The 22,261-nt window shown below is 61.4% G+C and carries 18 protein-coding genes; 7 read left to right on the forward strand and 11 right to left on the reverse strand.

All coding sequences use genetic code 11. The features are described 5' to 3' along the window. Positions 1-2: 2 nt before the first annotated feature. Positions 3-695, reverse strand: a complete 693-nt coding sequence (locus tag HMPREF9153_RS04795) for a suppressor of fused domain protein (protein WP_002526085.1) — start codon at positions 693-695, stop codon at positions 3-5. 125 nt (positions 696-820) lie between these two features. On the opposite strand from HMPREF9153_RS04795, the gene HMPREF9153_RS04800 reads away from it, so the two are divergent. Together HMPREF9153_RS04800 and HMPREF9153_RS12705 are read left to right on the forward strand one after the other, a co-directional pair. After that, positions 821-1,678, forward strand: coding sequence for a mechanosensitive ion channel family protein (locus HMPREF9153_RS04800; protein ID WP_004809946.1), 858 nt, complete (start codon positions 821-823; stop codon positions 1,676-1,678). 261 nt (positions 1,679-1,939) lie between these two features. Then, the gene (locus HMPREF9153_RS12705; protein WP_004809948.1) at positions 1,940-2,320 is read left to right on the forward strand and encodes a hypothetical protein; all 381 of its coding nucleotides are present in this window, start codon (positions 1,940-1,942) and stop codon (positions 2,318-2,320) included. Between the two features lie 96 nt (positions 2,321-2,416). Here the strand turns inward: HMPREF9153_RS12705 and HMPREF9153_RS04810 are convergent, their stop codons facing one another. Then, the gene (locus tag HMPREF9153_RS04810) at positions 2,417-3,610 is read right to left on the reverse strand and encodes a glycerate kinase (RefSeq protein WP_021108107.1); all 1,194 of its coding nucleotides are present in this window, start codon (positions 3,608-3,610) and stop codon (positions 2,417-2,419) included. Between the two features lie 66 nt (positions 3,611-3,676). Between HMPREF9153_RS04810 and HMPREF9153_RS04815 the strand changes: the two genes are divergently transcribed. Together HMPREF9153_RS04815 and HMPREF9153_RS04820 are read left to right on the forward strand one after the other, a co-directional pair. Next, positions 3,677-3,931, forward strand: coding sequence for a hypothetical protein (locus HMPREF9153_RS04815; protein WP_036902130.1), 255 nt, complete (start codon positions 3,677-3,679; stop codon positions 3,929-3,931). Positions 3,932-4,051: 120 nt separating this feature from the next. Continuing rightward, a complete protein-coding gene (locus HMPREF9153_RS04820; RefSeq protein ID WP_023032122.1) occupies positions 4,052-5,551 on the forward strand; it encodes a CCA tRNA nucleotidyltransferase in 1,500 nt (499 codons plus the stop codon). A gap of 19 nt (positions 5,552-5,570) precedes the next feature. On the opposite strand, the gene HMPREF9153_RS12410 is transcribed toward HMPREF9153_RS04820, so the two are convergent. Beyond that, on the reverse strand, positions 5,571-5,816 hold the full coding sequence (locus tag HMPREF9153_RS12410; RefSeq protein ID WP_174266660.1) for a DNA-binding protein: 246 nt from the start codon (positions 5,814-5,816) through the stop codon (positions 5,571-5,573). Between HMPREF9153_RS12410 and HMPREF9153_RS04825 the strand changes: the two genes are divergently transcribed. Together HMPREF9153_RS04825 and HMPREF9153_RS04830 are read left to right on the forward strand one after the other, a co-directional pair. Next, on the forward strand, positions 5,815-7,746 hold the full coding sequence (locus HMPREF9153_RS04825; RefSeq protein WP_174266659.1) for a DUF6049 family protein: 1,932 nt from the start codon (positions 5,815-5,817) through the stop codon (positions 7,744-7,746). The two genes, HMPREF9153_RS12410 and HMPREF9153_RS04825, sit on opposite strands and share 2 nt — an antisense overlap. 67 nt (positions 7,747-7,813) lie before the next feature. Next, complete coding sequence (locus tag HMPREF9153_RS04830; protein ID WP_004809958.1) at positions 7,814-9,622, forward strand: protein kinase family protein; 1,809 nt, start codon at positions 7,814-7,816, stop codon at positions 9,620-9,622. Positions 9,623-10,067: 445 nt separating this feature from the next. Here HMPREF9153_RS04830 and glpK read toward each other — a convergent pair whose 3' ends face one another. Further along, positions 10,068-11,591, reverse strand: coding sequence for a glycerol kinase GlpK (gene glpK / locus HMPREF9153_RS04835; RefSeq protein ID WP_004809962.1), 1,524 nt, complete (start codon positions 11,589-11,591; stop codon positions 10,068-10,070). A gap of 87 nt (positions 11,592-11,678) precedes the next feature. Next, positions 11,679-12,431 (reverse strand): MIP/aquaporin family protein, encoded by a 753-nt coding sequence (locus HMPREF9153_RS04840; RefSeq protein ID WP_004809964.1) that lies wholly within the window; start codon positions 12,429-12,431, stop codon positions 11,679-11,681. Between the two features lie 186 nt (positions 12,432-12,617). On the opposite strand from HMPREF9153_RS04840, the gene HMPREF9153_RS04845 reads away from it, so the two are divergent. Further along, positions 12,618-13,565, forward strand: a complete 948-nt coding sequence (locus tag HMPREF9153_RS04845; protein ID WP_021108110.1) for a sugar-binding transcriptional regulator — start codon at positions 12,618-12,620, stop codon at positions 13,563-13,565. A 78-nt stretch (positions 13,566-13,643) separates the two neighbouring features. On the opposite strand, the gene HMPREF9153_RS04850 is transcribed toward HMPREF9153_RS04845, so the two are convergent. The 6 genes from HMPREF9153_RS04850 to arfA form a co-directional block, all read right to left on the reverse strand. Next, positions 13,644-15,050 (reverse strand): S1C family serine protease, encoded by a 1,407-nt coding sequence (locus HMPREF9153_RS04850; RefSeq protein ID WP_004809968.1) that lies wholly within the window; start codon positions 15,048-15,050, stop codon positions 13,644-13,646. A 207-nt stretch (positions 15,051-15,257) separates the two neighbouring features. Beyond that, entirely contained in the window at positions 15,258-17,501 is a 2,244-nt protein-coding gene (locus HMPREF9153_RS04855; RefSeq protein WP_004809970.1) for a glycoside hydrolase family 43 protein, read from the reverse strand. A 7-nt stretch (positions 17,502-17,508) separates the two neighbouring features. Further along, on the reverse strand, positions 17,509-18,339 hold the full coding sequence (locus HMPREF9153_RS04860) for a carbohydrate ABC transporter permease (protein WP_004809972.1): 831 nt from the start codon (positions 18,337-18,339) through the stop codon (positions 17,509-17,511). Then, positions 18,336-19,304, reverse strand: a complete 969-nt coding sequence (locus tag HMPREF9153_RS04865) for a carbohydrate ABC transporter permease (RefSeq protein WP_004809974.1) — start codon at positions 19,302-19,304, stop codon at positions 18,336-18,338. Before HMPREF9153_RS04865 ends, HMPREF9153_RS04860 begins: the two co-directional genes overlap by 4 nt. Beyond that, positions 19,304-20,632: an ABC transporter substrate-binding protein gene (locus HMPREF9153_RS04870; RefSeq protein ID WP_004809976.1), complete on the reverse strand. Its 1,329-nt coding sequence runs from the start codon at positions 20,630-20,632 to the stop codon at positions 19,304-19,306. Before HMPREF9153_RS04870 ends, HMPREF9153_RS04865 begins: the two co-directional genes overlap by 1 nt. 56 nt (positions 20,633-20,688) lie before the next feature. Then, entirely contained in the window at positions 20,689-22,206 is a 1,518-nt protein-coding gene (gene arfA, locus HMPREF9153_RS04875) for an arabinosylfuranosidase ArfA (protein WP_036979611.1), read from the reverse strand. Positions 22,207-22,261 lie beyond the last annotated feature (55 nt).

The following is a 22,261-nucleotide window of genomic DNA, read 5'->3' on the forward strand; positions in this document are numbered from 1 at the left end:
CGTCACACCGCCGACGGACGCTGCAGGTCGGTGTAATTCACCGCCTTGGCATCCAGCAGATCGACAAAATCGTCGAAGCCGTTGACCTCCAGCCACTGACGTTCGGCCTCGGTGATCGGGACGCCCAGGAGCCAGTGCACCTTGAGATCACCAATTTCCACCCGGTCGAGTTGAGGGGTGGTGAATGGATGACACCACATCAGGTGCGGGGTGGTGGAATTCGGCGCGTACATCGACACGACGTCGCCGAAGACAATTCCCGGGGCCATCGGCCAGTGGTCACGCAGCACCGCAAAGGCGCATGACCCCAGAACCTTGCCCATGACGTCGGAGCCGGGAGCGCCCACGACCATGAGTTCGGCGCGAATGTCACTGCTGGTCCCGTCGACAAGGGCTATTGAGTTCGGCTCGGCGTGCAAGCTCACCGTCGACCAGGTTGACCATCCCGGTGCAGGCGCGTCCGCGAAGGACAGGACGTCGATACGAACTTCTTCAGCGGCATCGACCATGCCGTCGGCGCGCGGAGTGCCGCCGACGGCCTCGACCACGGCCTGGGCAACCTGAGGGCCAGTCGAAGGCATCTGTGTCGGCTCGGCCAGATGCTCGGGCAGGTCTTGCGGATCCAGCGGTCGCTCTGCGGCCGGCTGATCACCGCCGGGAAGGCGTGCTGCAGGGGAGACGTTGTCGTCACTCATGCCTTGATCCTGTCATGTTGATGGCTCGGACGCGTCTAGGGAGGGCTTTTTCTTGCCCGGAGTGGGAAGGTAGAAGTGTTACCAAGAGCACATCTGTCACCTGAACCCGACCGCGAAGGGAGACCATGCCTCCGCTGAAATCCGACGTGTGGACCTGGGACACGCTGATCCACATCCTCATCATCATCGCCCTTGCGATAGTTGCCCGCTGGCTGCTACGCAAGGGCGTCGACTGGACGATTCGCCTCATGGTGTCGCGCTCGGAAAAGCGCGAGGCCACCATGCCCGGGCGCACCCGCCGCATCCTCGCCGAAGCGACAGGTGCGACTCTCGACAGGCAGAATCAGCGCACGACGACCGTCGGCGGACTGCTCTCGAATGTCGGCGTTGCCATCATCATCATCGTCGCCCTGCTGTCGGGATTCAGCACCATTGGCATCAAGATCACCCCAATCCTGACCTCCGCCGGAATCGTCGGCGTAGCCCTGGCCTTCGGCGCGCAGACGCTCGTCAAGGATGTCCTGGCGGGACTTTTCATCATCTTCGAGGACCAGTACGGCGTCGGTGACGCGGTGAAGATCAACGAGGTGGAGGGCCTGATCGAGGACGTCGGCCTGCGCGTGACCCGAATCAGGGACTGGAACGGTGCCGCCTGGTACCTTCGAAACGGGGAAATCACCAAGGTCGGCAATGTGACTCAAGGATGGACGACCTCGTTCACCGACATCAAGGTGCACGCCTTGGAGGACCCGAATCAAGTCATCCGGGTCATCCGGAAGGTCCTCGACGATATTGCGGTCGAATTCGAAGGCACCCTGCTCGACAAGCCCCTGGTGTTGGGAGTCGGCGACATCACCGGCGACACCATGACCTTCCAGGTGATGACGAAGTGCATCGCGAACCAGCATCATGACGTGCTGCGCGCCCTGCGCCGTGAGTGCAAGGACGCTTTCGACGCCGCGAGAATCCGTGGAGCCTTTTGATCCGGCGGGCCGTTTTCATCACGACATGACACCTGCCATCACCATGGTGTGACACCGTGCCCCGAAACGACTCTCAAATGCGGTCCTGGACTTCTCCCTCGGCAAGAGTCCTTCCCAATGGAACGACAGGGCAGGAACGGCTGATGACGAAAAATCACACCCCGCTGACCATCAAGGGCGTGTCGAAATCATTCTGTCGCTCAGCCAGGGAAATTGTTCACGCGGTGAACGACATCTCCTTCACCGTCGACCACCATCGACATGCCCCTGGGCCTGACCCGCCCGGACAACGTACGCCTCGAGGTCGCCATGCACGTTCCTGGTCTGGTCATCACCGGACTGGCGTTCTTCGACAACGTCTTCATCCCATTGAGCGACACCATGCCCACCATCGGACGATGGAGCCCCGCCTACGACATCACGGCTCTTGCCCGCTGCCCGTTGACCAACGGCATGGACATTGGCGGTGGCCACGACTCCTTGAGGGTTCTTCCAACGATCCCAGAACAACTTCCCGCTCCGGTGCGATTTTCCCCTTCAAGGCACCAACGCCGTCACCGGGGTGACGGAAGAACGCGCATGACGATGAGAATTCTCATTGCCGAGGACATCGATCTGGGGCTCGCCGCCACCGCGATGTGAAGGGGTCACTCTCTCTCATCACCGACCGTGAGACCGAAATCCTGGGAATGGTCGTGGATGGCTCTGCCGAACGTGCGTCGTCAGCAGGGGAGAGGGTCAGCGTCCGAGTTCCTCCCGCACCGCCTGCTCCACAGCCTGGCTGAGCAGCAATCCGGCCTTAGCCATCGACTCATCCGGATCCGGCTCGATGTCCGACAAACAGATGATTCGTTGGAATGCCCCGCGCTTGTCCCCGGGGAGGTCGCATTTTCCACAGACTGCCCACACCGGCACCCCGGCATCGAGAGCAATCTTGCGGATGGTGTCGGGGAGCTTCCCCAGGAGAGTCTGCCGGTCGATCCGTCCCTCCCCGGTGATGACCAACCCTGCCTCGGAAATTTTTGACACCGCCTTTGCCCATCCGAGCACTGCAGCTGCTCCTGGACGGTACTTCGCGCCCAGACAACGGAGCGCCCAGCCAACTCCACCAGCGGCACCAGAGCCAGGGGCGTCCCGGTACGCGCTACCAATGGCCGCCTCCATGAGATCAGCGAGCCTGGTCAGACCAGCTTCAGCAACCTCGATCCCTTCCTCGTCCAGTCCCTTTTGCGGACCGAAAACTGCTGCTGCACCGCTCGGCCCCAGCAGCGGTGAGGTGACGTCACATGCCACGGTCAGCTTCACTCCCGACAGCTTTCGGTTCAACCCGGACAGATCGAGGCGCGAGAGTTCCGGCAACCCCGCTGCGCCGGGAGAAATGGGCGCCAAGTTCTTGTCGAGCAAGCGCACCCCGAGGGCTTCCAGCATCCCCGCACCGCCATCGGTGGAGGCCGAGCCGCCGACCCCGACGGTGATGTCAGTCGCTCCACTGCGCAGCGCAGCCGCAATGACCTCCCCGAGGCCGCGACTGGATGCCACCAACCCGCGTCGAGGGGTCGGTGGTCCGGACACCCTGTCAGCCCTCTCCAGACCACAACAGGTGGCCATCTCGATGACTGCCTGGTTGTCGCGCAAGGCATAGTCGACTTCGGCAAGGTCACCGGTCGCCCCGTGGCACTTGACGGTTACGGCGTGGAACCCAGCTGCCAGAACAGCCTCCACAGTTCCCTCACCGCCGTCAGCAACTGGAATCGTCATGACCTCACGCCTCGGGTCAGCTGCGGAAAACCCTCGCTGTACCGCCCGGCACGCCTTGCCGGAGCTCAGAGAGCCCTTGAACGAGTCAACGGCCACAACCACAGGTGCATTCGGATCAGGACGCATGGTCTCAGCATGGCATGCGGACATGTTGGCTCCCGAAACTGGCCCCATGACCTTCGCTGAACATTTTCGCCGCGTCGCATCGATCCTCGTCACGAGATCTGCCCGACACACATGATGTCGGCACTTTTCGTCACACCCCGTAAACTCGGTGTCATGGTGAATCGCGCCTACCTGTCCCTGAGCGTTCTTGCCCTCGTGTTGTGGGTGGCCGCGTACCGTCATCTACCCGGCTGGGCGGCTGGAGTGACGCTGGCGTGCGTCGTGCTGTTCTCCCTGTTCTGCGAGTGGTCCCGAGTGCGCACCCTGGCCCGCATTGGCAAGTCCCGCGGCACCAACCACCAGAGTTCACGCGGTCGCAAGTTGTCCTGACAAGGCTGTTGACCATCCCCGTGACACGGTTTCCGATCACGCTGGCTTCAGCACTTCCCTTCCAGCTCGCCAGCTTCGTGACCGCCGCAAAAGCCAATGTCGCGTAGGCTGTCTGCCGCCATGCCTGAAAAAAACGTCAACAGCCCCTCGACGCTGCCCACCGCCCTGCACCCAACCCCCGATGAGTCGGGGATGACCGTGCCGCAGCTGCTCCAACACCGCATCGATGTGCTTTTTGAGCAGGTGCCGCTGGTCGCTGAACTGGGCAAGGTCTTTGCGCAGGCGGGTCACGACCTTTATCTCGTCGGGGGGTCCGTCCGCGACGCCCTCATGGGCCGTCTTGGACACGACCTTGACTTCACCACCGACGCTCGCCCCGACACGACGGAGGCAATTCTTCGCAGCTGCACCCATGCGACATGGGACATCGGCCGAGCCTTCGGGACTATCGGCGCCCAGATCGACGACTGGGTGGTGGAGGTCACCACCTACCGCGCAGACGCGTACCACCCTGACTCCCGCAAGCCCGAGATCGTCTACGGAGACACCCTCGAGGACGATCTCATCCGTCGCGACTTCACGGTCAACGCGATGGCATTGCATGCCATGACTCGAACATTCTCCGATCCCTACGCCGGACTCGCCGACATCGTGGCGGGAGTTTTGCGCACTCCCTTCCCGCCAGAGCGGTCGTTCAGCGATGACCCGCTGCGCATGATGCGAGCTGCACGGTTCACCTCCCAGCTCGGCTTCACCGTCACCGATGAGGTCCGTGCCGCCATGACTGACATGGCCCCACGCATCGAGATCATCTCCGCCGAACGTGTCCATGACGAACTCTCCAAGACCCTCCTCACTGACCACCCGCGTGCGGGCCTCGACCTCCTGGTCGCCACTGGCGTCGCTGACCATGTGCTCCCCGAGCTGCCAGCCTTGCGTCTAGAACGCGACGAGCACCATCGTCACAAGGACGTCTACGAGCATTCCCTGACAGTTCTAGACCAGTCCATCGACCTCGAGAAGCGCCGCGGTCACGAGCCCGACCTCACCGGTCGTCTGGCTGCTCTGCTGCATGACATCGGCAAACCGCCGACACGTAAGTTCGAGCCCGGCGGCAAGGTGAGCTTTCACCACCACGACGTCGTGGGAGCAAAGATGGCCCGCAAACGTCTCAAGGCCCTCACCTATCCCAGCCAGGTCGTCAAGGATGTGTCAAAACTCGTCGAACTGCACCTGCGCTTCCATGGCTACGGCGACCAGGGGTGGACGGACTCGGCGGTGCGTCGTTATGTCCGTGATGCTGGCGACCAACTGGAGCGTTTGCACATCCTGACCCGCTCTGACTGCACTACCCGGAATCGTCGCAAGGCCGAGCGGCTGGAATTCGCCTACGACGACCTCGAGAGGCGCATCGCCGACCTCACCGCCAAGGAAGAGCTGGCTGCGATTCGTCCCGACCTCGACGGCGAAGAGATCATGGCCACCCTGGGCATCAAGCCCGGCCCAGCGGTCGGCAAGGCCTACAAGTTCCTCCTCAACCTCCGCCTCGACGAAGGCCCGCACACTCCTGGCGAGGCAAAGGCCGCACTGCTGGCGTGGTGGGCCGAGCAAGAGCACTGAACCTCACGCGGACCACGGTTCAATCCCGTCCCCGGCCAACTACCATGACAAACGTGTCACCTGTTTCCCGCCTTCGCCCAGCCGCTTGGCTGCTGGGGTTGTTGATGGTCCTCACGACCGTCTTCGCGGGATCTTCCCCTGCCCAGGCACGTACTGCGACAGAATTGGTCAAGGTGACGATTACTTCTGTCAGCCCACCGACAGGGGATCCCAAAACTCCCATCACCATCAAGGGGACGGTGACAAATACCTCTTCGGTGTCGATGACATGGGTTCAAGCGTCGTTCTGGCGCTCCCAGGACCAGATCAACGACACCCGGGACCTTTCTGACCTGCTGGCATCCCCCGCCACCGTGCCGGTTGGCATGCGGTGGTATCGGGAGCCCAACGAGGCGTCAATTTTCAACATCACTGACCCAGAGGCCAACCAGACCTTCAAACCAGGCGACAGCGAGTCCTTCACCGTGACTGGAACACCAGCCCAGATGGGGTTGACTTCACCCAACGCCGTTGACGCGATCGGCGTCCACGTGCAGGCGTCCCCCGAGAACCAGTCGCGCAGAACTGTCGGACGAGCACGAGTACTCACGGTGCTCTCAGATGCTCACACCAGCGCGAACCTCGCCCCCGTCATCGTGCTCTCGACCATGCCCACCCGCAGGATCGACGGCACCTTCACCGACGAGTCGCTCGCGGATGACATCACCCATCGACTGAAGCCTCTTGCTGAAGCGGCACACACCCGTAACGCAACAGTTCTCGTCGATCCAAGTCTCATCGACGAGGTCAGGGCGATGGCCTCGGGATATCGCGTGGCTGGCAAGGGCACAACCACCGTCGAGGGCAAGGGCCAGCAAACAGCCAGAGAATGGCTCGACCTCGTCGAACCATTACTGACCACCGGCCAGGCATATCGCCTACCGTACGGAAATGCCGATGTCATTGGAGCGGTTCGGCAGGGCCGCCCCAACGTCCTCTTGACGGTGAAACACGCACTCGACCCCTCGAATCCAGCCGCGAAGTTACCGTTGGCAGTCGTCGACCCAGCGGCTGAGCTCGACAAGTCCTCGTTCAAGACCCTCACCAAAGAACTCTCCCCCGCACTGGTTCTGACATGTGCAGCATCGGCTCGTGACGGCGTCCGGGAGGAGTCCGGAGTCAAGGTGATCGGTCTGGCCGACACCGCCCGAACCGACGGCCATCCACAGTCCAACAGCGATCCCCAGCGGCGCGGGATGCTGCTGTCCCAGGCCCTCCTCATGACTCACGAGTCGATTCCGGCGGTCACCCTCGTCACCACCGTCAACGATGTTCAAGCCACTGCGCCGGTCGGTTGGCTGCACCTGCAGAATCTCTCGGCAGTTCTCACTGGAGCCAAGCCGGGCCTTCGGCTACCGGGAACACGCGCCGGTGACATCACCCTGAAGGACCCTTGGTGGCGCGTCCAGCACGACGTCGGGATCGATTCAGACGACTGGTCCGACCTCGTGGGAGCCCCCACGGAGGCGACCTCCTTGACCTCGGCGAAATTTGTCAGCAGGTCGTTGTCGTCGTCACTCCAGGATCGTGAGGCATGGGCTACTGACGTCATGCGCCCAGCGGCGGACGCCATGGCCGGCAAGGGCCTGGTCCTGCATTCAGCCCCGCAGTTCGTGATGTCCTCCTCGACCAATGACTTTCCCCTGACGGTCACGAACTCGCTCGCACAGACGGTTCACGTCAAGGTCGTCGTCTTCTCAGAAAACCCGCAGCGCATCGACATCCCGGACACCCAGGTCGTCACGATCCAGCCCAGGGAAACGCAAACCATCAGGTTCGCCCCGAAAGCAAGCTCAAATGGAGTCGTTGAGATGCAGGCACACCTGTCGACTCCATCAGGACGCATCCTGGGGTCCCAGACCAGTTTCGTTGTCAAGGCGACTCAGATGGACGATGTCGGCTGGATCATCATTGTGGTGTCGGCGCTGGTGCTCATCATCGCCACGGTGCTGCGCATTCGTCAGGTGACCGCGAGTTCCCGGCGTCAGGCCGAATCCAACGGTGAGTCCCAGACCAGTGGCCCCACCGCTGGCTCGACCTCCGATGACATTTCTGACACCACACCTTCCCCTTCGACAGTAGAGGATCCTGACACGGCCTCGGACGACGATTCTGAGCATCACCTCCCCACCGGTGAGGGCAACCTCGCCGAGTGACAATCCTGGGGTTCGCGGCACGGATCGGTATCGTTGACGATGCACATTCGGATCGATCGGGCAGGAGGTGGCAGTGTCTTTCGAAGACCCCGCCGATCGTCACGGCGGTCGGTATGACTCGGGTCTCCATGCCGCGGATGACCTCCCCGACCTTCTCCCAGGGTCCTTTCTGGGCGAGCGTTACCGTCTCGACCAGGAGCTCTCCCATCCCGAGTCCTCACTGACCTGGCGAGCCTTCGACACCAAGTTGCACCGCCCGGTCCTGATTCACGCTCTGGCCCCGCACGGTCGTCGCACACCCGCTGTCCTGGACGCGGCCCGGCGAGCCGCCGTGGCCACCGATTCGCGCTTCTTGCGAGTCCTCGACGCCATCGTCGCCGGACCAAGCGAACCAGCATCATGGGTTGTCAGCGAATACGCCCCTGGAAAGTCAGTCGAGGAGCTGTTGGAGACCGGGCCCCTCTCGGCGTTGGAGGCGGCATGGATTGCCCATGAAATCGCCGACGCGATGGCACCCTTGCATGCCCAAGGGGTCTTCCACGAACGCATCAACCCCAGAACGGTGCTCGTCACCTCGACCGGAAATCTCAAGATCAGTGGCTTGCTCGTCGAAGCCGCGTTGCATCCTCGGCCGGGCGACAATTCTCGTCCCTGGCCGGACCGTGAGGTCGCCGACGTGACAGACATCGGACGGGTTCTTTATGCCTGTCTGGTCTCGCGCTGGCCAGTCGGACGTGGCCACCGCCCGTCCGTCGAGCCAGCCTCGACAATGTCCTGGGGACTGCCGCCCGCCCCGACTGACTCCCACGGCTGGCTCACCCCACGTGAGGTCCGCGCCGGAGTCTCCCCAGCCCTCGATGTCCTCTGCGACCAGATCCTCTCGCAGGTTCCCCGTTATGACGAGGTGCCATTGCGCACCGCGAATGAAATTGCGCATTCCCTGCGTCGGACCCTCGGCTCAGCTGACGCCGCCGCTGACCTCGAGCGTCGCATCCGGTTCCCGGTAGGACCGGCTTCCCGTGCCGGGGAGGAGCCATGGCGCTCCGACGAATCCGCCGCTCTTGCGCCGGACCAGGATGAGCCAGAACGGGCAGAGGAGTACGGACCTGACGACGAGGGGTACTGGTCCCCGGACGCGGCTGCCGGAGAGTGGGGGCGTCAGGCAGGGCCAGTGCCGTGGACGAGCAACAACGACCCCCACACCACACAGCTCTCCCCCGCTGGGCAGGAGTCCTCGGAGAACGGCAGTGCCGAGCTGGTATTGGCCAAACCGCGCCCTCACAACCGTCGATGGCCACCGGTACTCACGGCTGCCGTTGGCGTGGTCATGATCGTGTGTCTTATCATCGCAGGGGTGCGTCATTCTGGCAGCAACGTCCCGGAGGCATCCAGCGAGCCGACCACCGTCGAGGTGACGCGCGTCCAGGAATTTGATCCCGAAAAGGACGGTGGCGACGCCAAGGAGAACCACGACGAGGTCAGACACGCGATCGACGGCGACCCGTCGACGGCTTGGCACACAGTCGTCTATCACAACTCTGCGAAGCTCGGGAACCTGAAGCCCGGCGTCGGCCTGGTCATTGATTTGGGACGCGTCACCAAGGTCACATCGGTGAAGGTGCAACTGGTCGGATCCGGCACGGATATTTCCTTGTGGCAGCCGACCAGTGATGTCTCCTCCGATGAAGCTCCCATGACGACGATCAAGGAGTGGACCCAGGTGGCGGCGGTGCCGGGGGCCGGATCGACGGTCACGTTGAAACCATCCGGCAAGACGAAGGCCCGTCATCTCCTGATCTATCTGACGGAGCTTCCTCCGAAATCGACCTCGCGGTTCCAGGGTGGGATCGCAGATATCACCGTCACCGGGTCCTGACGACGTTTTTCGACGCCCGGGGCTGGCGACCATCTGCTCTCCGACATGTGCTTTCTGGCAGCGACCCAACTGCCGACCGACAGTTTCCGACGGAATCATCGTCAAGTGAGGCACCTTCTCTGCCGCCGCACCACCTCAGTGACGAAACCCCCAACTCGTCCCTCCTCCGAGGCCAGGATTTTACGACCTTCGCTCGAGCTGACACTTTTCGTCGTGCGGTCTGGTCGTTGTTCAGTCTGGTCGTCGTGCAGTCTGGTCGTCGTGCAGTCTGACATGAGGGGCCGGTGAAGGAAGGTCCGTGTGACAGGAGCCCGTCGCGAGAACCCCGCAGAGGACAACTGCAGAGTCACCCGCGAAAGCGAGTGCCCCCAAAAAACGCAATGGTGCCCCGTGCTCGAAAGCACGGGGCACCAGGTGTCATCGGTCCATCGGGATCAACTCAGGATCACTCCTTGACGTCGTCGTCCATCCAGTCGAAGGTCTTGGTGACGGCCTTCTTCCAGTTGCGGAACAGACGCTCGCGCTCATCCTGGTCCATCTTGGGCTCCCAGCGCTTGTCCTCGGCCCAGTTGGCGGTGACGTCCTTCTCACCCTCCCAGAAGCCGACAGCGATGCCAGCGGCGTAGGCGGCGCCCAGAGCAGTGGTCTCAGCAACCACCGGGCGAACCACCGGCACGTTGACCTGGTCGGCCTGGAACTGCATGAGGGCCTCGTTGGCGGTCATGCCACCATCGACGCGCAGCTCGGTGAGCGGCACACCAGAGTCGGCGTTCATCGCCTCGAGGACTTCACGGGTCTGGTAGGCGGTCGACTCGAGCACGGCGCGGGCGATGTGGCCGCGGTTGACGTAACGAGTCAGGCCGACGAGGGCGCCACGGGCGTCCGGACGCCAGTAGGGTGCGAACAGGCCGGAGAAGGCTGGCACGAAGTAGGCGCCGCCATTGTCCTCGACGGTGTTGGCGAGAGCCTCGATCTCCGGGGCGGTCTCGAACATCTTGAGGTTGTCACGCAGCCACTGGACCAGGGACCCGGCAACGGCGATCGAGCCCTCGAGGGCGTAAACGGTGGGCTGGTCGCCGATCTTGTAGCAGACGGTGGTCAGCAGACCATTCTCGGAGAAGATGGCCTCCTCACCGGTGTTCATCAGCATGAAGCAGCCGGTGCCGTAGGTGTTCTTCGCCATGCCCTTCTCGAAGCAGGCCTGGCCGAAGGTGGCAGCCTGCTGGTCACCGAGGATGCCGGAGATCGGGGTGTCGATCAGCAGGCCGTTCTTGCGGCCGTAGCCATAGACCTCGGAGGAGGACTTGATCTCGGGGAGCATCGACTTCGGAATGCCCATGACCTCGCACATCGAGTCGTCCCACTCGAGGGTCTTGACATTCATGAGCATGGTGCGGGAAGCGTTGGTCGGATCGGTGACGTGCACGCCGCCCTCGGTGCCTCCGGTCAGGTTCCACAGCACCCAGGTGTCCATGTTGCCGAAGTACAGGTCGCCGGCTTCAGCCTTCTCGCGAGCACCCTCGACATTGTCGAGGATCCACTTGACCTTCGGGCCGGAGAAGTACGAGGCGAGACCCAGGCCACAGATGTGCTTGAAGCGGTCAGCACCCTCGTCGCCAGCCAGCTCGTCACAGATCTTCTGGGTACGGGTGTCCTGCCACACAATGGCGTTGTAGATCGGGTCGCCGGTGTTCTTGTCCCACACCACGGCGGTCTCGCGCTGGTTGGTGATTCCAACGGCAGCCAGCTGGTGGCGGTTGATGTTGGCCTTGGTCAGCGCGAGTCCGACGACATCGCGAACAGCTTCCCAGATCTCGATCGGGTCGTGCTCAACCCATCCGGCACGCGGGAAGATCTGCTCGAATTCCTGCTGGCCGACGGCCACGATCTGGCCCGAGTGGTTGAAGACGATGGCCCGGGTCGAGGTGGTGCCCTCGTCGATGGCGAGCACGAACTTCTCGTCGCTCATGATTGTTGCCTTTCTTGTCTACGTTGACTTGTCCGAGAGGTTGCGACTGATACGAAATCAGCTCTGGTGTGACAGTGAGAAACCTACTCAGTGCCAGAAGATAATGTAGGTGAGGGCGGCAAGAACGGCACCAATGGTCGGGCCGACAACCGGAACCCAGGAGTAACCCCAGTCACTGCCACCCTTGCCCTTGATCGGCAGGACGGCGTGGGCGATACGAGGAGAAAGGTCACGAGCCGGGTTGATGGCGTATCCGGTGGGGCCGCCGAGAGAGGCACCGATGGAGACGATGAGCAGGGCGACGGCGAGCGGGCCAACGGTCACACCCTGAGTGAAGCCGGAAATGATGACCCACAGCACGAGGACCCAGGTACCGATGGCCTCAGTGATGGTGTTCCACAGCGGGTTGCGGATCTCAGGGCCGGTGGCAAAAGTACCGAGCTTGAGGGCCGGGTCGCAGTCCTCGTCGTAGTGCTGCTTGTAGGCCAGCCAGCAGAGCACGGCACCGACGAAGGCACCGGCGAACTGGGCGAGGATGTAGATGATGATGTTGCTCGCGGTGGCGGGGATACCCTTGGCCAGGTCCTTACCAGCAAGTGCGAGGCCGATGGTGACGGCCGGGTTCAGGTGCCCGCCGGTCTTGTAGGCTGCGTAGACACCGAACATCACGCCGAAGCCCCATCCCCAGTTGATCTGGAGGGAACCGGGAGCGGGATTGCCCTTACACTTGGGAAGGAGATTGTTGGCGACGACGCCACAACCCAGCAGAATGAGGATCATGGTGCCCAAGAACTCAGATCCGAAGATCGTCGCGGCGGGCACCGCGGTTTCGAGAAGCATGAGGACTCCTTCGTCGTGGCGTCATCCATTGACACCGATTTACTCGCCGGTGGCGGTCGATCCCGTAGGATTCAGCAAACGGGGACCGTCGTCCCGACCCTGTGGGGGCTGGACGTGGCTCAGTCAAACATCTACGGCGCCGGAGAATCGCAATTCTGCACTTATGTGCATGGCAAGGGGAGAGGCATGAACGAATTGTCCAATGACGTATGGACAGCAGCGTCCATGTATTACATGCAGGGCGAGACAATGGATGCCATCGCCAGCCATCTCGGCACATCCCGCTCAACCGTGTCTCGTCTTCTCAAACAGGCACGTCAGTCCGGAGTTGTGCGTATCACCTTGTCAGAGCCGACTGGGTTACGTAACGGCCTGGATTCCACCCTGACGAGGATGTTCGGGGTCAACACCACTGTCGTGCCGGTGAAATCAGGAACGACCGAGATTCACCGCCTGGACCAGGTGGCCAGGATCGCCGGACAGATGGTTACGGACATGGTCGAGGACAATTCCGCGATAGGAGTTGCCTGGGGAACGACCCTGGATGCCGTCACCCATTATGTCGTCCCCAAGGACGTCAAGGGAGTGCGCGTCGTACAGATGAATGGGTCGGCCAACCCCACCAGTTCAGGGATTCCTTACGTTGGATCAATCCTTTCCAGAATGGCTGCCGCGTTTGGGGGTGAGGTCATTCATTTCCCAGTCCCGACATTCTTCGACAATGCTACGACGAAGGCCGCGATGTGGCAGGAGCGCTCCGTTCAGGCAGTACTCAAGGCACACCGCGAGCTCGACCTCGCCGTGTTCGGCGTGGGAGCCCTCGACAGCCCAGTCCCCTCCCACGTCTATTCCGCCGGTTACATCACCGATGAGGAAAAGGCGAATTTGATGCGGTCCGGAGTTGTTGGTGACGTCAACACCGTCCTCCTCAAGGCTGACGGCGCCTATGACGTCGAGTTCAACAAGAGAGCGACCGGATTGGCCCCATTCCAGTTGCAGCGCATACCGCGTCGGCTCTGTGTCGTCGCTGGCCGCGCCAAGGCTGTCGGGCTGTTGGCCGCACTGCGTGCCAGGGTGGCGACGGACCTCGTCGTCGACGATGCAACTGCTCGTGCAGTCCTCGATCTGATGTGACTCGCCAGTCCTGCGCCCGTGGGAAGAGCGCCGAAGCCACAGCAGCTGTGGGGCCCTTCCCACGTCGCGTAACCCGTATCAGGACTTCGCCGTACCCAAGGTGACGTCGGCGGTGGCCTGCTGCGAACCACGGATGTAGCTGATCTTGACCTTCTGGCCAGGCTTGAACGACCTCACGAGACCGACCAGGGACTCTCCGGACACGATATCGGTGTCGTCGATCTTGGTGATGACGTCGCCACGCTGCAGCCCGCCCTTGTCAGCTGCCGAGTTGGGTGAGACCGTGGCGATCCCGGCCCCGAGGACTTGGACACCATCCTTGCTGCCAGCGACGTCACGCACGGAGATGCCCAGGAAGGCGTGAGTTGCCTTTCCGGTGTCAATGATCTGATCGGCAATCGATTTGGCGAGATTTGACGGGATCGCAAAGCCGATTCCGATATTGCCCGATTGCTCGGAGTGGCTTGACGAAAGGCTCGCAATGGAGGAGTTGATCCCGATGAGCTCACCATTGGCATTGACGAGAGCACCACCTGAGTTGCCCGGATTGATGGCTGCGCTGGTCTGGATGGCATTCGTGACGACCACGCCCGACGACGAATCTCGAGATCCCAGCAGATCCCGTGAGTTACTGCGATTCATGGTGGTGACCGGACGATTGAGGGCACTGATGATTCCGGTCGTCACCGACCCCGACAGGCCGAGCGGATTGCCGACGGCCATCACAGGAGACCCGACGGTCAACTTGCTGGAGTCAGCAACACCGATCGGTTTCATGGACTTCGGCGGGTTCGTCACCCGGATGACGGCAAGGTCCGTCGATGGATCCGTACCAACTACCTTGGCCTCGTAGGTCTTGTTGCCCATGGAAACCGTCAGCTGGCCGCCCGAAACCGCGTCGGCAACGACGTGATTGTTGGTGACGATGTTGCCGTTCGTGTCGACGACGACTCCCGACCCCTCGTCTCCGCCATTGCCCGTCCTCACGGTGATGGCGACTACCGAGTTCGACACGGCGGAGGCGGTGGCCGTCCAGTCCGGGGCGGAGGATGAGCCTTGAACCACCTTGGTGACGCTGTTGGGGGTTGCAGGGCTCGACGTCACAGCCGGGGCGTCGTTCCTTGTCAGGGAGCGATCGACAAGGCCCCCGGAAACGCCGCCAACAGCCGCCGCCAGCACGGCGACGAGAACAACTGTGCCGCCACGAAAGCCCTTACGGGCCGATCGCGACGAGCCCTCCGCCGGGTCGGGGTTTTTGTCACCCGCACTCGGGGCCGGCTGCTCAGAAGCCTCCCACGGAGGAGGCTGGGTGGTTGACGGATTTCCCTGGGTCGCCCAGGAATCGTTACTGCGCGACCAGTAGGCATCCTGCGCCCAGCTCTGGCGATTGTCGTCAGGGCGAGAAGGATAGCCTCCCTCCCCACCACCACGCTGGAAGGGATTGGGTTCACGCGGCTCACGGGGACCATTCATCGACTCACTCATGACTCCAAGTTTCCACGACCGCGCCAAGTAGTCGATGCACTGTCCAGCAACGTTTTCCCCTCAGAGGAGAAGGTTTGAGGCTGCAGTCCCACCCTCCAACGGGGTCGGATCCGACCGTGGTCAGGCGCCACGGGGATCGCGTCAACCCCCAGTCAGGGAACCCGCCGTCCAATCGGCCTTGCCACCCCTCATATCCACAGGAGGTGCTCAGGAAGGCCACGACGCATTCACAAAGATGAGATCGGAGAAGTGGGCCTCCACTGCTGGGCTTTCCCCTCCCCCGGTGTACAGCCCAATTCGTGGGCGAGAGGCCGCAGGCATCGTCCACGTGGCGCCCCACGTCCAATGGCGACCGTCATGGCTGAGCGCCGATCGGTAGAGGTGCTCACCGCCATGGTCGACGTGATGGGCAACACGTAGCCATGTCACGCCCGCAGGTCGACCGACCACTGCCCCACCGTAACTGCGGAACCCATCCGCATCGGTAATCTCGCGTCCGTATTCGACGATGCGCGTTCCCTCGACAGCCACCGCACCAAGACGGATGAAGTCGTCATCACCGTTGATGACCACCATCCCGGCCTGCTGATAATTACGGACCATGTCCAAACCAAGGTCCAGACCGACTTTCACCTGAGCGATCCAGTCTCCCTCCGGTGGATCACGCAGCAGCAATCCACCTGAGGCACCCTCCCCCGCGAGGTCTCCGTCGGTGACTGGCCAAATGATCGCGCCACCCTTCGCATGAACGCCAGAAGGCCGGCGAATCCATGCCCACTCGACGTTGCTTCCGTTCACAGCGGCCACCAGATCGACCCGCTGCGGTGTCCCGACGGGAGTTGGCTGGGGTGCCCTGTCGTCATGGATGCTGTGGATCCGGGCCGCGACGACGTTGGTCACGAGACCGTGGCCGGAGATTTTCAAGGGGCCGCCCTCGAACTGACGACCCTTCGGAAAGACCAAGGAGGCCGATGCATCGCTTGATCCCGCCGGTCTCAGTGCCACGCGCAGCTGCGGCCCATGAATGGTGACAACAAGGGTTCGCCACGATCCGTCCTTCGGGAACTCCATTGACCCAGTCCACGAATCTCGTCTCCCCCTCAGCACACCGGAGTCCGCGTTCACCTCGACACTGACGTCATCCGCCAGCTCCACAGAGATCGAGTTTTTAGGCAGCACATCCATCTCCAGGCGCACGCCGTCCGCCGGAAGTCTCTTTCGTGAGACGACGCGCTCGCCTTCGATTCGCATGGCCTGATTGACCCCTCCAGCGTCGATCGGATGAGCATTGGTGAATTGCGACGAGGCATTCCACGGTTCTCCACCTAGTAGAGAGGCTGTTAACGGCGCGGAGCTGGGTGTGTCAGAGGGCCCCGCACCACCGTTAACCATCGGCCAACCGTCAATCCACTCCAGGCGATCGACCAGGAGCGGACGTCGATTGATCCCTCCGGCCTCCCCAAGCCACGGCCGTACCCGATCCAGTGCGTGGTAGAGGAGGTAGTCCTGTCCTGACGAATCCGTGAAAACGGCGTTGTGGCCGGCACCGATCCACTTGTTACCGTTCTGGGTCACGACGATGCTCCCACCTGAGTTCGACTTTGTCATGGCGATGCCGTCAGCATCGAGGAATGGGCCCAACGGCGACTGACCACGTCCCGCAAAGACCGAGTACCCGGTACTCGGCCCGGCACAACAATTCGCCGAGGACGCCATAAGGTAGTAATGGTCGCCATGTTTGACGACGTAGGGAGCCTCGTACCGGTCAGAATGGGCAACCTGTACTGGTTTTGTCTCCAAAGACAGGCCGTCCGGAGCAGTTCGCGCAGCAAAGATCCCGCCACGGTACGAACCCCAGTAAAGGTAATGAGTACCGTCGACATCCGTGAATCCAGTTGGATCAATGGTCGAGAACCACCCGTCGTGTCCATCGGAGTGAGGAGGGACGAGCGGCTCCGGTTTCACTGTCCACGGCCCTACTGGAGAGGGAGCCGTCGCAACGCCGATCGCCGAGTCGTCCTTCCCGGCGTTGAGAGCTGTCTCCGTCACTGCGAAGTAAAGGACATATCGGTCACCGATACGACGAACATCCGGGGCCCAGAGTCCGGCTGCCGGACTGATCCAGTCGGGCATGTTCTCCGAGGTGAGAAGCGGTCCGACATACGTCCAGTGCTGCCAGTCCCTTGTCTTGGCAACATGCCCTAGGGCAGGGGCCCCTCCGGCACGCAGCGGGTCTGACGTCGCATAGACGTACCACCAGCCATCCACACCCCTGATGACTGACGGGTCGGCCCAGGTGTCGGCAAAGCTCCGCGACACTGGGGTGATGATCTGGCCGGCAGCAATCCCCGGAGTCACGCGGGGAGTCGGTTCCGGTCGGTTACCGGCGTCACAACCCATCACGATCAGACAGAACCCCAGCACAAGCGCTGCGAAAGGCCGCTTCGACATCACATCCTCACCCCTTGAGGCCGGAGCTGGCAACGCCTTCGATGATGTACCGCTGCAAGACTACGTAAATGACGAGAACCGGAACGGCTGCCATCGTCGCACCAGCCATGATGACCGGGTAGTCAATTGTGTAACTTCCTTGCAGGCGGGTCAGACCGACTGGGAGCGTGAGACTCGCGTCGCTGAACAACACATAAATTGGCCAGACGAAGTCATTCCAGTTGCCCAGGAAAGACAGCACGAGCAGGGTCGCCAAGGCTCCTTTGGCGTTGGGGAGCACGATCTTGAAGAAGGTCGTGAATGGTCCGGCTCCGTCAATCATCGCGCTCTCCTCGAACTCTTTCGGCAGCGCCACGAAGAATTGTCTGAGGAAGAACACTCCGAAAGCTCCTGCGGTTCCCGGGAAGATGATCGCTGGAAGCGAGTCCAACCACTGAAGCTTCGACATCAACTCGAAGTTCGGCATGAGGAAGATGAACCCCGGCACGAACATCGTCGACAGGACGATTGCGAACAGGACGTTCTTCCCGGGCAACCGCAGCCGGGCAAAGGCGTAGGCAGCCATCGCGGCAAACAAACAGGTCAGTACCGAATTGACCGTCGCAGCCACAAATGAGTTCAGTACCCATCGAAGAACCGGACTCGCATCATCTACGAACAGCAACTGCCGGTAGGCACGCAACGTCCAGGTGTGTGGAAAGGATGTGGCAGGAACTTGCTTTGCCTCGATGCTCGTCTTGAACGAGGTGAGGATCATGACCACGAGAGGCCCGAGGAAGATGACGGTAAGAATTACCATCATTACCCAGAACAACGGATTCCTCCATGTCTTCCTCATGACAGTTCGCCCTTCCTGGACCGGGCAGTATGACGGAACCGACGTCGGTCCTTCGCCTCTTTGCGATCGCGTGTGGCGTAGTACTGCGCGATTGAAATCACAATGAGGATGGCAGCAAGGATGTAGCTCTCCGCGGCGGCCTGACCGGCACGGTTCTGGCTGAATCCCAGGTCGGTGATGACCATGATTGCGGTCCGTGTCGACTCAGCCGGGCCACCCTGGGTGATGGTGTAGGACTGGCCGAACATGTTGGCACTGGCCAACACCGTTGTGACAAGAACGAAGATCAGCACGGGCCGCAGCCCTGGCATGGTCACGTACTTGAACTGCTGCCACCGTCCAGCACCGTCGATGGCCGCGGCTTCATACTGTTCCTGAGGGATATTGGCCAGGCCGGCCATGTAGATCACTGCGTTGAACCCGATCGTCCACCAGACCGTGACACCGACCAGACCAATCCAGGCCCAGGGTTGGGAGGTGGTCCACTGTATGTTTGTGTGGAAAATGGCGTTCACCAGACCGAAGTTGCCGTCCAGCAGGTATCTCCACATGACACCGATGACAGCAACACCGAGCACATAGGGAGCGAAAAACACTGCCCGGAAGAACGTCCGCCCTGGGAACTTCATGTTCAGCAGGATTGCGAGCCCCAACGGAAGGCTTACAAGGAAAGGCACACTCGCCACCGTGAAGATACCGGTGTTCGCCATGCCTCGCCAGAACTGCTCGTACTGCACCGATTGTGGGTCAAACAGATCCGCATAGTTCTGCAACCCCACCCAAGGACGCGCCGGGAGGGTGAAGTCCCAGTCATGCAGACTGATCCAGATACCGTACACTGCGGGGACGGCGACGAAGACCGTGAACACGACGAGGTAGGGAGCGAGAAAGACTAACGCAACCCCCGCAGAACCCTCGACGCTCTTACGTCTCCTCCTTGTAGTTCCTTCCACTGAGACCGACATCACTGATACTTCTTTCGGTTCTCCTCGAGAATCTTGTCGGCTCTGCTGGCGGATTCCTTCAACGTCGACTCAACTCCCTTGCCACCAAGCACGATTTCGTTGACAGCGCGATAGAACTCACCGATGACATCATTGATGCCAGGGACGGTTGGGGGAAACACCACGTCGTTGATTTGCTTGGCCAAGGTTGACTGTCCAGTCAGCTTGGCGAAACCATCACTTTCGCGGACCGAGTTACGTGCCGGGATCTGGCCGCCCTTGGCCCACTCCAGCGACTGCTGGGAAACCCAGTTGACGAACACCTTGGCAGCATCCACACGGTTTGAGTTCCCATTGCGCTGCGTCGGGATCGTGAACTGGTGAGAGTTGGCCCAGACAGCCTTAAGCTCACCGATCTGTGGCAACGGGGCAACCCCCCACTCCAAAGCCTTGTTCTCAGCCAAGGTGTTAAGCGACCAGATGCCATTCCAGTTGAAAGCGGTCTTCCCGTTCTGAAAGGCGACGAAGTCCGCATCCTGGGCAACCTTGGCTGGGGAATACCCCTTCTTGACCAAATCCATCCACCACGTCATGGCCTTGATGCCCGGCTCTTCGTGCCACGTCGCATGGGAGGCATCCTCCGAGAAGAGTCCTCCACCGAACTGGGCCACCAAGCTGTAGACGCTCATTCCTCCGGTGAACTGGAACGGTGATGCCCAGTGCCCAGCAACCCCCTTGGACTTGAGTGTCTCCAATGCAGACATGTAATCGCCCTGGGTCTGCGGCGGCTTATTGGGATCCAGCCCAGCCTTGTCCATGACGGTCTTGTTGAAGAACATGCCCATGGGATGGACGTCGAGCGGAATCGAGTACCGTACATCGCGGTAGATTCCAGCTACCCACGGCACCTTCGCAAAGTCGGGGCCTTTCAGATCAAGTGCCTTGGCGACGTCGTCGAGAGGTTGGATGGATTTGCGGGCCGCCATGGTCGCCACCGAGTCAAGGTGGATGACAGCCACGTCAGGGGCCTTGCCTGCTGTGACAGCGGTCGGGAGTTTCTTGTAAAGGTCGGCCCACTGCATGGACTGCATGGTGACCTTGATGTTGTCATGACTGGAGTTGAATTTGTTAACGAGCTTCTTCATGAAGGTACCGTCACCACCGGTGAAGCCATTCCAGAAGGTGAGCTCAACCTTGGGACCGTCGTAAGTCTTTCCGCCACTGCCCGATGCCTGGTCGCTCGCCGTACCCCCGGCAGACTTGCCGCCACCGCAAGCAGTCAGGCCGACTATCGCACCGGCCGCCACTGTGCCAGAGAGGAAACCCCGTCGTGTCAGATTTTCAATCATGCTGTGTTCTTCCTTCCTTGTTGGTCAGATCGACATCGATCCACCCATTCCGAAAATCAGCTGTCCTCATTAGACGAGGTCTTCAGCCGCAGGCAATTCCAGCTCGCCGGATTGGCATCGAAAGTGAGAATTCCTGACGTGATGTCGCAGGTAGCGTTGCGCGGTTCAACGCGGTTTGGTTGGTCTGCGGTGTTGACGGCTGCAATGTCCTCATCGTCGAGAGCGAGGCACTCGACAACCTTGCAGTCACCAAAGGCCCGCAGATCGATCCGTGCCCGAGCTCTCTCGTGAAGGTCACGGTTTACGAGGAAGACCACGAGATCATGGTTCTCGGCATCCCACGTCGCCACGGTCCACACCTGACCGGCTCCTCCCCACCGTTGTGTGGAGATTGCCGGTCCCTCGCAGCGAGTATCAAGGACCACCCCGCGAGCGTGTCGTGACATCAACGCGAATGGGTGGAAGATCGTCTGCCGCCAGGCGCGACCACCCTCTTCAGTACGAATCGGAGCGATGACATTGACAAGCTGTGCCTGACATGCGACACCAATCCTGTCCGTATGACGTAGCAGGGTGATGAGGAGGGAGCCCACGACCATCGCGTCCAAGACCGAGTAAGTGTCCTCGATGAGGTGCGGCGCATGCTCCATGCCGATAGCATTCTCCCCACCAAACCGGCTCTGATACCAGACGTTCCATTCGTCGAAGGAGATCTTGAGTCGACGGTCACTGTGATGCATGGCCGCGACGTGGTCGAGGGTGGCGACGACATCGCGGATGTACCTCTCCATGTCCTCTGCGCAACAGGCGAAGGAGGCGACATCATCATCTATGGGCTCGTAGTAGGCGTGGGCTGACACCATGTCGATGTTGTCGAACGCTGCATCGACGACGACGCGCTCCCAGCGTCCGAACGTCGGCATGGACCGCGATGAGGAACCGCACGCAATGAGGGACAGCTTGTCGTCGAAGCGGTGGAAGGCATTGGCCACCTCGGTCACCGTCCGGGCATATTCGTCGGGCGTCTTGTGGCCCATCTGCCAAGGTCCGTCCATCTCATTTCCCAGACACCAGGTCTCGACGTTCCACGGATCTTCCCACCCATGGCTCCTACGCAACTGGGGAAGACGGGTGTCGGTATCTCCGTTCACGTACTGGAGGAATTCCATGGCCTCGTTGAGCCCACGTGTCCCAAGATTGACTGCGAGCATCGGCTCAATACCCATGCGTCGACACCATGCGAGAAACTCATTGGCCCCAACGGTGTTGGGTTCAACCGACCGCCACGCAAAATCAAGGTTCCTCGGTCGCTCCTCGAGCGGTCCGACGCCATCCTCCCAACGGTGGTTCGAGACGAAATTTCCACCGGGATAGCGGAGAACTGTAATTCCCAGTTCCTTGATGAGCGCTGCCACGTCACGCCGAAATCCGCGGGAATCAGCATCGGGATGATTCGGCTCAAAGATGCCGGTGTAGACACAGCGACCCATGTGCTCGACGAAACTGCCGAAGATCCTCCGGTTTACTTCTCCCACCTGATAGGCGGGATGGACGTGGACAGTCGTTGTCCTCATGGATGTCTCCTCTATGCGACGACGTCGGTGCCGTCTCCGTAGCTCCTGGACAACG

Origin of the sequence: Cutibacterium avidum ATCC 25577, from assembly GCF_000227295.1 — a bacterium.
Lineage (GTDB): Bacteria > Actinomycetota > Actinomycetes > Propionibacteriales > Propionibacteriaceae > Cutibacterium > Cutibacterium avidum.

Coding starts and splice junctions, on each gene's coding strand:
- HMPREF9153_RS04795 (WP_002526085.1), bottom strand. CDS start 695: ATGAGTGACGACAACGTCTCCCCTGCAGCACGCCTTCCCGGCGGTGAT.
- HMPREF9153_RS04800 (WP_004809946.1), top strand. CDS start 821: ATGCCTCCGCTGAAATCCGACGTGTGGACCTGGGACACGCTGATCCAC.
- HMPREF9153_RS12705 (WP_004809948.1), top strand. CDS start 1,940: ATGCCCCTGGGCCTGACCCGCCCGGACAACGTACGCCTCGAGGTCGCC.
- HMPREF9153_RS04810 (WP_021108107.1), bottom strand. CDS start 3,610: ATGGGGCCAGTTTCGGGAGCCAACATGTCCGCATGCCATGCTGAGACC.
- HMPREF9153_RS04815 (WP_036902130.1), top strand. CDS start 3,677: ATGTCGGCACTTTTCGTCACACCCCGTAAACTCGGTGTCATGGTGAAT.
- HMPREF9153_RS04820 (WP_023032122.1), top strand. CDS start 4,052: ATGCCTGAAAAAAACGTCAACAGCCCCTCGACGCTGCCCACCGCCCTG.
- HMPREF9153_RS04825 (WP_174266659.1), top strand. CDS start 5,815: ATGACATGGGTTCAAGCGTCGTTCTGGCGCTCCCAGGACCAGATCAAC.
- glpK (WP_004809962.1), bottom strand. CDS start 11,591: ATGAGCGACGAGAAGTTCGTGCTCGCCATCGACGAGGGCACCACCTCG.
- HMPREF9153_RS04840 (WP_004809964.1), bottom strand. CDS start 12,431: ATGCTTCTCGAAACCGCGGTGCCCGCCGCGACGATCTTCGGATCTGAG.
- HMPREF9153_RS04845 (WP_021108110.1), top strand. CDS start 12,618: ATGAACGAATTGTCCAATGACGTATGGACAGCAGCGTCCATGTATTAC.
- HMPREF9153_RS04850 (WP_004809968.1), bottom strand. CDS start 15,050: ATGAGTGAGTCGATGAATGGTCCCCGTGAGCCGCGTGAACCCAATCCC.
- HMPREF9153_RS04855 (WP_004809970.1), bottom strand. CDS start 17,501: ATGTCGAAGCGGCCTTTCGCAGCGCTTGTGCTGGGGTTCTGTCTGATC.
- HMPREF9153_RS04860 (WP_004809972.1), bottom strand. CDS start 18,339: ATGAGGAAGACATGGAGGAATCCGTTGTTCTGGGTAATGATGGTAATT.
- HMPREF9153_RS04865 (WP_004809974.1), bottom strand. CDS start 19,304: ATGTCGGTCTCAGTGGAAGGAACTACAAGGAGGAGACGTAAGAGCGTC.
- HMPREF9153_RS04870 (WP_004809976.1), bottom strand. CDS start 20,632: ATGATTGAAAATCTGACACGACGGGGTTTCCTCTCTGGCACAGTGGCG.
- arfA (WP_036979611.1), bottom strand. CDS start 22,206: ATGAGGACAACGACTGTCCACGTCCATCCCGCCTATCAGGTGGGAGAA.